Consider the following 14,795-nt stretch of genomic DNA (forward strand, 5'->3'; position numbering starts at 1 on the left):
ACAGCGGGCCCGGCGGCCGGAACAGCCGCCGGGCCCACCGCGGGCACCGCTTACTTGATCTTGTTGCCCGCCGAACGCAGGTGCTGCGTGGCCTCCAGGACGCGCGCGGCCATGGACGCCTCGGCCAGCTTGCCCCAGGTGCGCGGGTCGTAGGCCTTCTTGTTGCCGACCTCGCCGTCGACCTTCAGGACGCCGTCGTAGTTCTTGAACATGTGGTCGGCGACCGGACGGGTGAAGGCGTACTGGGTGTCGGTGTCCAGGTTCATCTTCACGACGCCGTTCTCCAGCGCGGTCTGGATCTCCTGCTCGCTGGAGCCGGAGCCGCCGTGGAAGACGAAGTCGAACGGGGACTCCTTGCCGAACCGGGCGGCGACGCCCTCGTTCAGCTCCTTCAGCAGCTCCGGACGCAGGACGACGTTGCCGGGCTTGTACACGCCGTGGACGTTGCCGAAGGACGCGGCCAGCAGGTAGCGGCCCTTCTCCCCCAGGCCGAGGGCCTCGGCGGTGCGGATCGCGTCGTCGACCGTCGTGTAGAGGGAGTCGTTGATCTCGTGCGAGACGCCGTCCTCCTCGCCACCGGTCGGGGTGATCTCGACCTCAAGGATGATCTTCGCGGCGCGGGCCTGCTCCAGCAGCTCCTGCGCGATCTCCAGGTTGTCGGAGAGGGTCTCGGCCGAGCCGTCCCACATGTGCGACTGGAACAGCGGGTCGAGACCGGCCTCGACGCGCTTCCTGGACAGCGCGATCAGCGGACGCACGTACCCGTCGAGCTTGTCCTTCGGGCAGTGGTCGGTGTGCAGCGCGATGTTGACCGGGTACTTCTCGGCGACGATGTGCGCGAACTCGGCGAGCGCGACCGCGCCGGTCACCATGTCCTTGTTGTACTGGCCACCGAGGAACTCGGCGCCACCGGTCGAGATCTGGACGATGCCGTCGCTCTCCGCCTCCGCGAAGCCGCGCAGGGCCGCGTTCAGGGTCTGGCTCGAGGTGACGTTGATGGCCGGGTAGGCGAACTTGCCTGCCTTCGCCCGGTCGAGCATCTCGTTGTAGACCTCGGGGGTTGCGATGGGCATGGTCCGCTCCTTGAGTGTGCGGTTGGCGATCTGCGTACTACGGCCCTGACCTAGACCTGGGGTGTGACGTCATCGTCGGCCCCATCTTTCCAGACACGGACCGATGGTCCATGCTTCGGTCAAGTCCAGACCGGTCCGGGTCGTCAGTCCAGCCCCAGTTCATCCTTCGAGAAGGCGAAACGGTACGGAACGCCCGCGCCGGCCTCGATCTTCTCGGCGGCACCGGTCGCCCGGTCCACGATGGTCGCCACGGCGACGACCTCCGCGCCCGCCTCGCGCACGGCCTCCACCGCGGTCAGCGGGGAGCCGCCGGTGGTGGAGGTGTCCTCGACGACGAGCACCCGTCGGCCCGTGATGTCGGGACCCTCCACCCGGCGCTGCAATCCGTGCGCCTTGGCGGCCTTGCGGACGACGAACGCGTCCAGCTTCCGCCCGCGCGCGGCGGCGGCGTGCAGCATCGAGGCCGCGACCGGGTCGGCGCCCATGGTGAGCCCGCCCACCGCGTCGAACTCCAGGTCGGCGGTGAGGTCCAGGAGGACCTGGCCGACGAGCGGCGCGGCCTCACCGTCGAGGGTGACGCGACGCAGGTCGACGTAGTAGTCGGCCTCCAGACCGGAGGAGAGCGTTACCTTGCCGTGCACCACGGCCTTGTCCTTGATCTGCTGCAGCAGCGCTGCGCGTGCGTCCGTCATGCCGACCAGCTTAGAGGCGCCGCCAGCTCCAGGTGGTCGTGGCCTCCAGCGGCTCCAGGGGAGTGACCAGTCGCGGGTGGGTGTTCAGACCGTTGGGCGGGCCGGTCTGCGGCTCCACGCAGACGGCCTCGGCCTGTTCGTCGTAGACGACCACCCACTCCTCGCGGCTGGCCACCTTCAACTCCAGTCGTCCGGGCCAGGTGAGGGTGACGTCGACACCGCCCGGCATGCCGAAGCAGTCGTCCCACGGGCCGGGCCTCGGGTCGACGCGGTTGCCGGTGGGCAGGTGGTCGGCGCCTCGCTCCTCCTGCCAGGCGGGCTTGAAGTCGAGGGTCGCGTCCTGGCCGTCGAGGGTGCGGTGGAACCAGGGGTGCCAGCCGATCTGCGCCGGGAAGGAGTCGTCGTACGCCTCGACGCTCATCGTCAGTGTCAGGCTGTCCTCGGCGAGCGCGACGACCTGGGTGACCCGGCCCCGGTGCGGCCAGGGGTCGGTCAGTTCACAGGTGATCACCGCCTCGTCCGCCGAGACACGCGCGGTGCGCCAGGCGCTGTCCCGCGCGGTGCCGTGGATGGCGTGCGGCGGGGAGTTGAGCGGCATCTGGCGGACGGTGACGCCGTCCAGGAAACGGCCCTCCGCGATCCGGCCGCACCAGGGCACCATGGGGAAGCAGCCGTAGCGCTCGCCCTGCCGCAGCAGCTCCAGGCCGCCGATCCGCAGCCCACCGATACGGCCGCCGTTGTCCGGCCGCACGCTCACCTCCGCGTCGCCCGCGGTCAGCGTGATGTCTTCGTTACTCACGCCACGACCCTACTGGGGCGATCAAGAGGGCGTCGGGCCACGCGTTCCGGCGCGGCCTGCGGGTGCTCCGGCGACACGAGGCACCGCACGCGAATGCGCGGGTTCCCGCGACCGCGGCAAGGTCTGGAAGCAAGACCCCTAGGGCCTGCGTCGGCGCAGGGCTCGGCTGACGACGATCGCCGAGGCCAGTGCCAGGGCCGCGGCGGGGGCCGCCCAGCGCACGGCCGCGTTGGCGCCGACCGTCTGCGGGGCGGGCACGGGGGCGTAACGGCCGCGGGGCGGGGCGTGGTCGACCTCCTCCGCGCTGCGGCCGATCATCGTCCGGCGCGCGTGCGCGGCCTCGGCGGGGGGCTCGGCGGCGCCTGGGAAGTCCTCGGTGAGACCGTCGGCCTCGGGGCCCAGCGAGGGCGGCGGCACCTCGGTGTCGAAGACGGACGACCCGGGCTCGGAGGGCGCCTTCGGCTCCGGCGCTTCCGCCGACTCCGACTCCGACTCCGACTCCGGCGGGTCTCCCGCCTCGGCCAGGGTCTCCACGAAGCGGGTCAGGAGTCTGGTCGCCGCCGTGGTGACCGCCTCCGGCGGCAGCTGGGCGAGCCGGCCGTCCGCGTGGGCCGTGCCCTCGACGGTGACGGTGCAGCCGCCGTCGGTGTCGGCGAGGCGCAGCGTCAGGGCCAGCTTGACCGAGCCGGTGCCGCGGGCCTCGGTGGCGTCGCCCTCGACGGCGTACGCCCCGTCCTCCCGGGCGGCCACTCGCACCGCTCCCCGGTAGGTGACGGAGTGTCCGCCGACGCGCAGCTTCAGCCGCCCGGCGACGGGTTCGGCACCGGCGTCCTGCTGCAGGCCGGGGACCGCCCGGGCGACGCGAGCGGGGTCGGCCAGTGCCGCTTCGAGCCGCTCGGCGGGAACCGGGACGTAGACCTGGTGCTCCATGTCCGCTGAGCCTACCCATGAGGGGCCGGAACGTACCCTCCCCGGAGCGGGCTCGTGACGGGAACCTCAGTACCGCGGATGCACCAGTGTCGACGCGGACACCCCGTCGGTCCGCGTCCGCTGCGCCGCCCGCTCGTCCGCCGCCAGGCCGGCCCGGGTCAGGGTCCGGGGGTGGCCCGGGCCCGGCCCCAGGGCGGGCGGGGTGCGGCCCGGGGCCGCCAGCAGGAAGCCCCAGTCGTACGGCGCCCGGGACGCGCCCGTGGAGCGGTCCGGGCCCGGCCCGAATCCGGAGTCGTGCCCCAGGACCCGGTAGGGCACCGCGGTGAAGCCGGCCGCGCGCAGCGTCGCGGCGACCGTCCAGAAGACGCGGGGGCGGGTGGTGACGGATCCGGCGTGCACCACGAGCCGGCCGTGCGGGGCCAGCGCGCGCCGGGCCAGGCCGTAGAACTCCTGCGAGTACAGCTTGGTACTGGCGGTGATCGCGGGGTCCGGCAGATCGGCGATCACGACGTCGTACGCCGCCGCCGGGGCGCCGCGCAGCCAGCCCAGGGCGTCCGCCGCGGTGACGTGGACGCGGGGGTCGGCGAAGGCGTGGCGGTTGGCGGCGGACAGGCCGGGGTCCCGCCGGGCCAGACGGATCAGACCGCGGTCGAGGTCGACGACGTCGACGTGGCGCACCCGGGGCTGACGCAGCGCCTCGCGGGCGGCCAGGCCGTCGCCGCCGCCGAGGACCAGGACGCGCGCGTCGGGGGCGTCGGCCAGCGCCGGCTGGACCAGGGCCTCGTGGTAGCGGTGGTCGTCGCGGCCGCCGACGCGCAGACGGCCGTCGAGGAAGAGGTCCAGAGGCCTGCCGCCGGTGCCGCCGGTCAGCACGATCTCCTGGACGCCGGTCTGCACGGCCACCCGGACGTCCTTGCCGTAGACGGCCCGCCGGGCGGCGCGTTCGAAGTCGTCGGCCAGGGCGGCGGCCGAGGCGAGGACGCCGAGGACGGTGAGGCCGACGAGGAGCAGGGTCCATTGGGCGCGGCGGTTGAGGTCGCGGCGGAAGAGGCCGAGGACGAGGGCGCCGCCCGCGACGACGTTGACCGTCCCGGTGAGCAGGGCGCCGGTCAACTGGCCCAGGAAGGGCAGCAGGAGGAAGGGGAAGGCCAGTCCGCCGACGAGGGCGCCGACGTAGTCCGCGGCGAACAGGTCGGCCACCGCGCCGCCGGCGTCCTGGCGGCGGATGCGCTGGATCAGCTCCATCAGCAGGGGGACCTCGGCGCCGATGAGCAGGCCGATGCCGAGGGAGAAGGCGACCAGGAGGCAGCGCGGGCCCTCGGCCCACACCCCGCCCCAGCCGCCGGTCCAGGCGAACACCGCGTACAGGGCCATGGCGCTGCAGCCGCCGACCAGCGCGAGGGCCGACTCGACCGCGCCGAAAGCGGCGGCCGCGTGCCAGCGCAACCGTTTGGCGCCCAGGGAGCCGATGCCCATCGCGAACACCATCACCGAGAGCACCACGGAGGCCTGGGTGACGGAGTCGCCCATCAGGTACGAGGCGAAGGCGACGAGTTCCAGTTCGTACACCAGCCCGCAGGCCGCGCAGACGAAGACGCACACCAGGACCAGGAACCGCCCGGTACCGGGCCGCACGGGCAGCCGCGCTGGGCCGGTCCAGGAGGGCGGGGCGCCCGGGGGCGCGGGGGCGTGCGGTTCGATCACTCTGCGACGTTACGTCACTCACTCGGTACGCTTCGTCACCCACACGTGTGGAAATGCCGGCAGTCGACGCGGCGCGGGTTTATGTCGCCCGAACTCGCCCTGGACGTGCTGTCCGGGCGGCCTTGATGACGCGGCCGGCCGGACGACAGGACCTAGGCCCTGTCTGACAATTCGCGTCTGCCGCGCGACGCCATGCACGCTCCCCCAGCCTTCGGCCGGGGGGACCCCCACTCGCCGCACCGGCCCCAGACCCGAGTACGTCCAGTACGAGGGCCTGGGGCCGGCACTCCCCCAGCCTCCGGCCGGGGGGACCCCCAGAGCACGCACCTGACGCCGCGCGGCCGCCCTTCGGGCGACGACGCGAATTGTCAGACAGGACCTAGCCCGGCCGCCCCACCGCCACCCGTGCCCCGACCCGGGTCCGGGTGGCCACCAACTGTCCGTCCTGCGGGTAGGCGTGCCAGGTGCGCCAGTGCACCTGGCCCTCGCACTGCTGGGCGAGCAACGCCGTGAAGGCGTGCGGGCTGCCGGGGAAGACGCCGGCGAGCCCGTGCGGATGGTCGGAGACCAGGGCGAGCAGTTCCTGGGCTCTCCCCGCGAACGAGCCGGGGGTGAGCACCTCGACGCGGGCGGCGAACTCGTACTCCCAGTCGCCGACCCGCTTGGCGACGCCCAGCGGGAGCGGGGTGCTGGAGCCGGGGATGCAGGCGACGGTTTCCGAACAGATGCCGCGTTCCTCCTCCAGCAGCACCTGGTGGGACGCGCCGAGCAGTCTCAACTGCAATCTGCTGCCCGCGAGTTCGAGGTCCAGGGTGGCCAGTGCGGGCAGCGGCTCGCGTCCCAGCGCCCAGGCGAGGTCGGCAGCCCGTGTATCGGTGTAGGAGGTGTTCAGGGTCGTGAGCATGGATCGGCTCCGCTAGCACGCAATGAGGGGGAGATCGGCCATGTCAGCCCAGCCGGCTCGGCCGGGAGGGGAGTCTGTGGGACGTCCGAGGGGCTGCGTTGGCGATTTAGAGGGAATCATGAACAGAGGCGCCCCCACAGCGTTTTTACCCAACTTCGTGCGGTTTCCATCCCTCAGAGGGCTGCACAGTTCAACTGTTCAACTACGGCGTACGCCCAGGCGCGGGATTGGACAGACGTGCGCCCGCCGGACGCCGGGTCCGACGGGCGCGCGCGGGCGGCCGGACGGCCTCGGCCGCCCCCTTGTCTCAGCTGCCCCCGCCGCAGCCGCCCCCGCCGCCGCCGCACGACGAACCGCCGCCGCAGGACGAACCCCCGCCGCAGGAGTGACCCCCGCAGGAGTGGTGACCGCCGCTGTGCCCGCCGTGGCCCCCGTGTCCGCCCGAGGACGAGCCGGAGTCGGCCGCGCCGCCCATGACCCACCAGCTGGTTCCGCTGCCGGACGAGGAGGACGACGAAGAGGACGACGAGCGATGCGGCCGGCCGCGGCCGCCCTTGCCGAGTGACACCTTGACGGACCGGTTGCGGCGGGACCGGCCCGTCGCCGCCGCGATGAGCAGGACCGCGGCCATGGCCAGGATGATGCCGATCTCCATGGCGTCACCCTCCTTTCGTTCCCCCCGAGGCGGCCCCCCATGGGCGCCTCGTCTGGTGCCGCGTCTCGCGCGGTGACCGGGAGATGCCCGGCCGCCGCGAGACGCAAAGCAGAGTTGAGGAACTCCAGAGGGTTCAACTCCACAGGGTTCTGCCGCCGCATCCGGGCGCGCACCACTCCGTCCCCGCGCATGGGTGAACGAGGCCTCCCGCTCGAAGGCCGATTGAGTGACCGGAGCGTCACGTTCCGTAAACGGACGCGCGCCGTGTGGTGCGATCCCCACGTCAAATCCGGTTGGCCGGGCTCGGACAGTGACGCCCGCCCTGGATCCATGGACGGTGGAAGGGAAGCCCATGTTGCTTCGCGCGCTGGCGGCGACTGGTGTCGCCACGTCATTGTTCGGCTCGTCGGCCCTCGGCGCCGGCACGGCTGCGCCCCCGCCGCCGGACCGGATCGTCATCGACAGCGTGGCGGCCAACGGTACCGGCTGCCCGCCGGGGACGGCCGCCGTGGCCGTCTCCCCTGACAACACCGCCTTCAGCGTCACCTACAGCAACTACCTCGCCAAGGTGGGGCCCGGCTCGGCGCCGACCGACTTCCGGAAGAACTGTCAGCTCAACCTGCGCGTGCACGTCCCCGGTGGCTTCACCTACGCGATCGTGTCCGCGGACTACCGCGGCTTCGCGTCACTGGCGCCGGGTGCGTCCGGGACCCAGCGGGCCGGCTACCACTTCCAGGGCAACGCCACCACCGTCAGGACTCATCACTTCCAGGGCGGGTTCACCGGCGACTGGCAGACGACCGACACCGTGCCCGTCGCCGCCCTGGTCTTCGCGCCCTGCGGGGAGGAGCGCAACCTCGACATCGACACGGAACTTCGGGTCGACCCCGGCACCTCGAGCCCGAGCGCCACCAGCTTCCTGGAGATGGACTCGACGGACGGCACGATCACCACCGTGTACCACGTGGCCGTGAAGCGGTGTCAGTGATCTCCTGACGCCGCGATGGGCGGCGCGTCGGGAACACGCGCTCTCGATCCGCGAAGCCGTGTTGAGGAACTCCGGAGTCTGGGCGCAGGATGACCGGCATGACCTCCACCGAGCGCCCGTATCTGAACCGTCGCCTCGCCGAGTTCGGGACGACGATCTTCGCCGAGATGTCCGCCCTCGCCGTGGCCACCGGGGCGATCAACCTGGGCCAGGGCTTTCCCGACACCGACGGTCCCGAGGAGGTGCGGGAGGCCGCCGTACGGGCGCTGCGCGACGGGCGCGGCAACCAGTACCCGCCGGGCCCGGGCATCCCCGAGCTGCGGACCGCGATCGCCGAGCACCAGCTGGGCCGGTACGGGTTGTCGTACGACCCGGACACCGAGGTGCTCGTCACGGCGGGCGCGACGGAGGCGATCGCGGCCTCGCTGCTGGCGCTGGTCGAGCCCGGGGACGAGGTCGTCGCGCTGGAGCCGTACTACGACTCCTACGCGGCGAGCATCGCGCTGGCGGGCGGCAAGCGGGTGCCGGTGACGCTGCGGCCGCGCGACGGCGGCTTCCGGCTGGACCTGGACGAGCTGCGGGCGGCGGTCACCGACCGCACCCGTCTGCTGCTCGTCAACACCCCGCACAACCCGACCGGTACGGTCCTCACCCGCCCCGAGCTGGCGGCGATCGCGCAGCTCGCGGTGGAGCGGGATCTGCTGGTGGTGACGGACGAGGTCTACGAGCACCTGGTCTTCGACGACGCCGGGCATCTGCCGCTGGCCTCGTTCCCGGGGATGCGCGAGCGCACGGTGAGCATCGGCTCGGCCGGCAAGACCTTCTCCTTCACCGGCTGGAAGGTCGGCTGGGTGACGGCCGCGCCGGAGCTGGTGAGCGCCGTCCGCTCGGTGAAGCAGTTCCTGACGTACGTCTCCTCGGGCCCCTTCCAGTACGCGGTCGCGGAGGCCCTCGCCCTGCCCGATTCCTACTTCGAGGACTTCCGCCGGTCCATGCTGCGGCGCCGGGACATCCTCGCCGAGGGGCTGAGCGCGGCGGGCTTCGAGGTCTTCAAGCCGGCCGGTACGTACTTCATCACCACCGACATCCGCCCCCTGGGCGAGAAGGACGGCTTCGCCTTCTGCCGTGCCCTGCCGGAGCGGGCGGGCGTCGTCGCCATCCCCAACGCGGTCTTCTACGACGACCGCGAGGCGGGCGCCCCCTTCGTGCGGTTCGCCTTCTGCAAGCGCGAGGAGGTGCTCCTGGAGGCGGCCCGGCGGCTGCGTTCCCTCTGACGCCGTCACCGGTCCGGCCGGGCCGCACCAGACCCATGTGGCCCGGTTGCTGTACTCGCCTCAGGTGAACGGTGGGGCACTCGGCCGAACGCCGCTCGCGTCGGCGGCCGGGCCCTTGCAAGGTGCGGTGGTGTGACTCACGCCAGCACCGTCCTCGCCCCACCCGCCGTCCCCCCGCAGCCGGCGCCCGGGAAGGTCGCCGGGCCCCGCCCCGGCGGCGCGGGCGCCCTCGCCGTGGGCCTCTTCCTTGGCGTGCGGCTCGCCGGGGCCGCCGTACTCGCCCTCGTCGGGCACGCCGCCGGCAAAGACCCCCTCATGCTGCTCGGCCGGTCCTGGGACTCGGTCTGGTACCTGGGCATCGCCGCGCACGGCTACGGCCACTCCCTGCACCTGCGCTCCACGATCGTCAGCGATCTGGCGTTCTTCCCGCTGTACCCGGCGCTGGTGCGGGCGGTCGTCGCGCTGACGCCGCTCGGCTGGATCGGTGCCGGACTGCTGGTGTCGTGGACGTCGGCCGCCGTCGCCGCCGCCGGGATCCACGCGGTCGGCTCCCGGCTGTACGGGCGCTCGGTCGGCGTCACGCTGGTGCTGCTGTGGGCCCTGCTGCCGCACTCCGTGGTGCTGTCGATGGCGTACACCGAGCCGGTGCTGACCGCGCTGGCGGCCTGGTCGCTGTACGCGGTGCTGGCCGGCAACTGGCTGTGGGCGGGCGCCCTGGCGGCACTGGCGGGGCTCGCCCGGCCGAACGGGTTCGCGGTCGCCGCCGCCGTCATGGCCGCGGCCGGCTGTGCGGCGTGGCGGCGGCGCGGCCGGGTTTCCCACAGGCTGTGGACGGGCGCGGCGCTCGCCCCGCTCGGCTGGACGGCGTACGTGCTGTGGGTCGGCCGGCGCACGGGCCGCCCGCTGGACGGCTATTTCCAGGTGCAGCGGCGCTGGGGCTCGCGCTTCGACCTCGGCCGGGGCGCGCTGGATCTCCTGCACCGCTCGCTGCTGCACGGCAGCCGGTTCGCCCTCCCGATGGCACTGGTCATCGTGGCGGTCGGGGTGCTGCTCTACGCGCTGCTGCTGGTGGAGCGCGCCCCGCTGCCACTGCTCGTGTACAGCGGGGTGCTGCTGCTGGTGGTGCTCGGCGGGTCGGGCTTCTTCGAGTCCAAGCCGCGCTTCCTGCTGCCGGCCTTCCCGCTGCTGCTGCCACTCGCCCGGGCGCTGGTGCGCACGGCGAGAGCCCGGCCCTGGCACGCGACCGTGGTGGTCGCGGCCCTGGCCGGGCTCGGCTACGGCTACGGCGCGTACCTGGTGGTGTTCGGAAGCGCGCCGCTGTGAGGGGCCCGGAAGGGGCGGGCGGGACTACTCGCCGTCGTCCTCGGGCTTCTCCGTCTCGTCGACCTCCTGCTCCAGGCCGAGCTGCTCGACGAGCCACTTGTCGAACTCGATCGCGGCCCGCACCCAGCTGACCGTGGAGGAGACGAAGTGGTTGATGTCGACGCCCGTGCCGATCAGCATCTGGGCCTCGCCGATCAGCCGGACGGTGCCGTCGTCGTGGGTGTGGGTGTACACCTTGGGCCACAGCGTGCGGCGGTTCCAGTCGTCGACGGACTCCAGCAGCTGGGTCTTCTCGTCGATCTGGTGGGGGCGGTCGTAGAAGGTCCGCACCGAGAAGACGGCCTGCTCGGCCTCCCCGCGGAACATGAAGTACGTGCGGAACTGCTCCCACGGCGCCGCGAGGTCACCCTCCTCGTCGACGACGTACTTCAGCTCCATCTGGTCGAGGAGCTGCTTCACGAGGTCCTGATCCGGGACGACGGGGCCCGCCGGTCCTTGCGGCTGCGGTTCGGGCTGGCCCCCGAAATTCGGAATCGAGGACGGGTCGATGGTCACCGTGATTTTCCCTTCGTACGGATCCCGCCATCCTCCCCCATGCGGGGAGGGGGGTGGCAAGCCCTGACGGGGCCTGTCAGCCATGGGCTGACACGATCCGGCTGGACGGGTGGGGATCCGACGCGCCGGGGCACCGGGGGGACCCGCTTCCACGCCCTCGCGGCCCCCGTCCGGGGACCGGAACGGGGGCCGCGGGCGGCGCGTCGTGCGGTTACAGCGTCTTGGCGGTCGTCGGGCCCACCAGCAGGCCCTCCTCGGAGCGGTCGACACGGACCGTGTCGCCGTCCTTGATCTCGCCGGACAGGATCTCGCGGGCGAGGCGATCGCCGATGGCGGTCTGCACCAGGCGGCGCAGCGGGCGGGCGCCGTAGGCCGGGTCCAGGCCCTCCTCGGCGAGCCAGGCCAGCGCCTTCGGGGTGACCTCCAGGGTGAGGCGCCGCTCGGCAAGCCGCTTGGCGAGCCGGTCGATCTGGAGCTTCGCGATCCGCTCCAGCTCGGGCTTGGTCAGCGCGGAGAAGACCACGAGGTCGTCGAGCCGGTTGAGGAACTCCGGCTTGAAGGAGGTCCGCACGACCTCCAGGACCTGCTCCTTCTTCTCCGCCTCGCTCGTGACCGGGTCGATCAGGAACTGGCTGCCCAGGTTGGAGGTGAGCACCAGGATGGTGTTGCGGAAGTCGACGGTGCGGCCCTGGCCGTCCGTCAGGCGCCCGTCGTCCAGCACCTGGAGCAGAATGTCGAAGACCTCGGGGTGGGCCTTCTCCACCTCGTCCAGCAGCACCACGCTGTACGGGCGCCGCCGCACGGCCTCGGTCAGCTGGCCGCCCTCCTCGTAGCCGATGTAGCCGGGCGGGGCGCCGACCAGCCGGGCCACGCTGTGCTTCTCGCCGTACTCCGACATGTCGATGCGGACCATGGCCCGCTCGTCGTCGAAGAGGAAGTCGGCGAGCGCCTTGGCCAGTTCGGTCTTGCCGACGCCCGTCGGACCGAGGAACAGGAACGATCCGGTCGGACGGTCGGGGTCGGCGATGCCGGCCCGGGAGCGCCGCACGGCGTCGCTGACCGCCCGCACGGCCTCGCCCTGGCCGATGAGCCGGCGGCCCAGCTCGTCCTCCATGCGCAGCAGCTTCTGCGTCTCGCCCTCCATCAGGCGGCCGGCCGGGATACCGGTCCAGGCGGCGACGACGTCGGCGATGTCGTCGGAGCCGACCTCCTCCTTGACCATGGTGTCCTTGGCGACCTCCTCCTCGGCCTGGGAAGCCGCCTCCAGCTCCTTCTCCAGCTCGGGGATCTCGCCGTAGAGCAGCTTGGAGGCGGAGTCGAAGTCACCGTCGCGCTGGGCCCGTTCGGCCTGGCCGCGCAGGTCGTCCAGCCGCTCCTTCAGTTCACCGACCCGGTTGAGGGACTGCTTCTCCTTCTCCCAGCGGGCGGTCAGGCCGCGCAGCTCCTCCTCCTTGTCGGCGAGGTCGCGGCGCAGCCGCTCCAGGCGTTCGCGGGAGGCCGGGTCGGTCTCCTTGCCGATCGCCAGCTCCTCCATCTTCAGCCGGTCGACCGAACGCTGGAGTTCGTCGATCTCCAGCGGCGAGGAGTCGATCTCCATGCGCAGCCGGGAGGCGGCCTCGTCGACCAGGTCGATGGCCTTGTCCGGCAGGAAGCGGGAGGTGATGTACCGGTCGGAGAGGGTGGCCGCGGCCACCAGCGCGCTGTCGGCGATCTGCACCTTGTGGTGCGCCTCGTAGCGGCCCTTGAGACCGCGCAGGATCGCGATGGAGTCCTCGACGGTCGGCTCGGCGACCAGCACCTGCTGGAAGCGGCGCTCCAGGGCCGGGTCCTTCTCGATCCGCTCGCGGTACTCGTCCAGCGTGGTCGCGCCGACCATGCGCAGTTCGCCGCGGGCCAGCATCGGCTTGAGCATGTTGCCCGCGTCCATGGCCGAGTCCCCGCCGGCGCCCGCGCCCACGACCGTGTGCAGCTCGTCGATGAAGGTGATGATCTGCCCGTCGGAGTCCTTGATCTCGGCGAGCACGGACTTCAGCCGCTCCTCGAACTCGCCGCGGTACTTGGCACCGGCCACCATCGCACCGAGGTCGAGGGACACCAGCCGCTTGTCCTTCAGCGACTCGGGCACGTCACCCTTGACGATCCGCTGGGCGAGCCCCTCGACGACGGCGGTCTTGCCGACGCCGGGCTCGCCGATCAGCACGGGGTTGTTCTTGGTGCGGCGACTGAGCACCTGCACGACCCGCCGGATCTCCTGGTCCCGCCCGATGACGGGGTCCAGGCGGCCCGCGCGGGCGGCGGCGGTGAAGTCGGTGCCGAACTTCTCCAGGGCCTTGTACTGACCCTCGGGATCGGCGGTGGTCACGCGGCGTCCTCCCCTGGCCTTGCGAAAGGCCTCCAGCAGTGTCTTGGCGTCGGCGCCCTGTTCCCCGAGCACCTCGCCGGCCGCGCCGCCCTTCGCGGCGAGGCCGATCAGCAGGTGTTCCGTGGACAGGTACTCGTCCCCGAGGTCGCTCGCGCGCTCGCCGGCGTCGGCGATCACGGCCAGCATCTCGCGGCTGGGCTGCGGGGGCGCCACGGTGGAGCCGGTCACGCTGGGCAGCCCGGCCAGGATCCGCTGGGCGCCCGCGCGCACGGCGGCCTGGTCGGCGCCGACGGCCGCGAGCAGGTCGGTGATGTTCTCGTTGTCCTGCCCCTGGAGGAGAGCCAGCAGCAGGTGGGCGGGGGTGAGGTCCGGGTGCCCCTCGGTCACGGCCCGGTTGCTTGCCGCGTTGATCGCGTCCCGGCTCCTGTTGGTCAGCTCGGCGTCCACGTGTCCGTTCTCCTCCTCGGCCTCTGTCCACTGCTGACTACACCAGCGTACACAAAGTTGAGTCTATTCCACTCAAGGTAAGGGTCAAGGCCGGGACGCCGGCTTTCGGGCTAGGTTGCGGGCATGGTGAAGCACTCCGTAGACCCGGCCGCCCCGGACGAGCCCTTCCTCGCGTTCTGGCGCGAGCGGCATCTGTGCACGCTGACCACGCTGCGGCGCGACGGCACTCCGCACGTGGTACCGGTCGGGGTGACCTACGACCCCGGGACGCGGCTGGCCCGGGTGATCACGAGCAGCACGTCCGCGAAGGCCGCCCATGTGCGCGCGGCCGGCCCCGACGGCGCCCGGGTCGCGGTGTGCCAGCTGGACGGCCGGCGCTGGGCCACGCTGGAGGGGCGGGCGCGGGTACGCACGGAACCGGAGCGGGTCGCGGAGGCGGAGCGGCGCTACGCCGAGCGCTACGAGCGCACACCGCGACCGAATCCGTCCCGGGTGGTGATCGAGATCGAGGTCGACCGGGCGCTGGGGCACGGGTGAACGGTTTCAGACACCGTGGAACCCGTCGATAGCGCGAAATGTCCCCTGAAAACTGCAGCGGCGTCACCGTGTTCAGGTCACGGTGACGCCGCTGCGGGGGGAAGCGCCTGAGCGATCTTTTACGACGGGGGAATCGCGTCAGGCACTGCGGGGGGTGGCCGAGATGGTCGTCAGATCGGGATCCGCCGGCTCGGTCAGCCGGTGGTCCCGCTGGTCCAGGTTCACAAAGATCATTCCGTACCGGATGGCGCACCGTACCGGTTGCGGTGCGCCGCGCGGTTTGCGCAGGCACCGATAGGCCCGGAGGTCCTCGTCGTCGTCGCGGGTGACGACGACGGGCTCACCGAAGACGGTCACCATCAACGAGTCACCGCTGTGGGGGATGGCGGTGACCAGGTCGATGAAGTGCCACCCCGAGCGATAGGCGGTGGCCATCTCACGCCGGAAGGATCGGTCGTCTGGTGGAGTGGTCACGTCAACTCCAGGCGCTGTCGTCCGTACCGACAGAGCTGTCACCACTCACAACCCCAGTGGTCGCCGTCAACGACCAGG

14 protein-coding genes are annotated in these 14,795 nt (G+C 72.1%); 4 read left to right on the forward strand and 10 right to left on the reverse strand.

From position 1 onward, the window contains the following. Positions 1–50: 50 nt before the first annotated feature. The 7 genes from fbaA to ACIBA9_RS23020 form a co-directional block, all read right to left on the reverse strand. Entirely contained in the window at positions 51–1,073 is a 1,023-nt protein-coding gene (gene fbaA / locus ACIBA9_RS22990) for a class II fructose-bisphosphate aldolase (RefSeq protein ID WP_399365695.1), read from the reverse strand. 143 nt (positions 1,074–1,216) lie between these two features. Beyond that, positions 1,217–1,765: an orotate phosphoribosyltransferase gene (pyrE, locus tag ACIBA9_RS22995; RefSeq protein ID WP_399365697.1), complete on the reverse strand. Its 549-nt coding sequence runs from the start codon at positions 1,763–1,765 to the stop codon at positions 1,217–1,219. Positions 1,766–1,775: 10 nt separating this feature from the next. Further along, the gene (locus ACIBA9_RS23000) at positions 1,776–2,564 is read right to left on the reverse strand and encodes an aldose 1-epimerase (protein ID WP_362150011.1); all 789 of its coding nucleotides are present in this window, start codon (positions 2,562–2,564) and stop codon (positions 1,776–1,778) included. Positions 2,565–2,702: 138 nt separating this feature from the next. Further along, entirely contained in the window at positions 2,703–3,494 is a 792-nt protein-coding gene (locus ACIBA9_RS23005) for an SRPBCC family protein (RefSeq protein WP_399365700.1), read from the reverse strand. A gap of 66 nt (positions 3,495–3,560) precedes the next feature. After that, positions 3,561–5,198 (reverse strand): polyamine aminopropyltransferase, encoded by a 1,638-nt coding sequence (locus tag ACIBA9_RS23010; protein WP_399365702.1) that lies wholly within the window; start codon positions 5,196–5,198, stop codon positions 3,561–3,563. Positions 5,199–5,577: 379 nt separating this feature from the next. Then, positions 5,578–6,102 (reverse strand): DUF2617 family protein, encoded by a 525-nt coding sequence (locus tag ACIBA9_RS23015; RefSeq protein WP_399365703.1) that lies wholly within the window; start codon positions 6,100–6,102, stop codon positions 5,578–5,580. Positions 6,103–6,409: 307 nt separating this feature from the next. Beyond that, on the reverse strand, positions 6,410–6,757 hold the full coding sequence (locus tag ACIBA9_RS23020) for a hypothetical protein (protein WP_399365705.1): 348 nt from the start codon (positions 6,755–6,757) through the stop codon (positions 6,410–6,412). Positions 6,758–7,109: 352 nt separating this feature from the next. Between ACIBA9_RS23020 and ACIBA9_RS23025 the strand changes: the two genes are divergently transcribed. From ACIBA9_RS23025 to ACIBA9_RS23035, 3 genes are all read left to right on the forward strand, one after another. Beyond that, positions 7,110–7,745, forward strand: coding sequence for a DUF4360 domain-containing protein (locus ACIBA9_RS23025; RefSeq protein ID WP_399365707.1), 636 nt, complete (start codon positions 7,110–7,112; stop codon positions 7,743–7,745). 89 nt (positions 7,746–7,834) lie between these two features. After that, positions 7,835–9,019, forward strand: a complete 1,185-nt coding sequence (locus ACIBA9_RS23030) for a pyridoxal phosphate-dependent aminotransferase (RefSeq protein ID WP_399365709.1) — start codon at positions 7,835–7,837, stop codon at positions 9,017–9,019. A 132-nt stretch (positions 9,020–9,151) separates the two neighbouring features. Then, on the forward strand, positions 9,152–10,342 hold the full coding sequence (locus ACIBA9_RS23035; RefSeq protein WP_399365711.1) for a hypothetical protein: 1,191 nt from the start codon (positions 9,152–9,154) through the stop codon (positions 10,340–10,342). Between the two features lie 24 nt (positions 10,343–10,366). Here ACIBA9_RS23035 and ACIBA9_RS23040 read toward each other — a convergent pair whose 3' ends face one another. Together ACIBA9_RS23040 and clpB are read right to left on the reverse strand one after the other, a co-directional pair. Next, positions 10,367–10,897, reverse strand: a complete 531-nt coding sequence (locus ACIBA9_RS23040; RefSeq protein WP_362150004.1) for a YbjN domain-containing protein — start codon at positions 10,895–10,897, stop codon at positions 10,367–10,369. A gap of 211 nt (positions 10,898–11,108) precedes the next feature. Beyond that, a complete protein-coding gene (gene clpB / locus ACIBA9_RS23045) occupies positions 11,109–13,706 on the reverse strand; it encodes an ATP-dependent chaperone ClpB (protein ID WP_399365714.1) in 2,598 nt (865 codons plus the stop codon). A gap of 123 nt (positions 13,707–13,829) precedes the next feature. On the opposite strand from clpB, the gene ACIBA9_RS23050 reads away from it, so the two are divergent. After that, complete coding sequence (locus tag ACIBA9_RS23050) at positions 13,830–14,243, forward strand: pyridoxamine 5'-phosphate oxidase family protein (protein WP_399365716.1); 414 nt, start codon at positions 13,830–13,832, stop codon at positions 14,241–14,243. A 138-nt stretch (positions 14,244–14,381) separates the two neighbouring features. Here the strand turns inward: ACIBA9_RS23050 and ACIBA9_RS23055 are convergent, their stop codons facing one another. Further along, complete coding sequence (locus ACIBA9_RS23055) at positions 14,382–14,678, reverse strand: (2Fe-2S)-binding protein (protein ID WP_393902429.1); 297 nt, start codon at positions 14,676–14,678, stop codon at positions 14,382–14,384. Positions 14,679–14,795: the final 117 nt, after the last annotated feature.

It is taken from the genome of Streptomyces sp. NPDC051452, assembly GCF_044454765.1.
GTDB lineage: Bacteria > Actinomycetota > Actinomycetes > Streptomycetales > Streptomycetaceae > Streptomyces.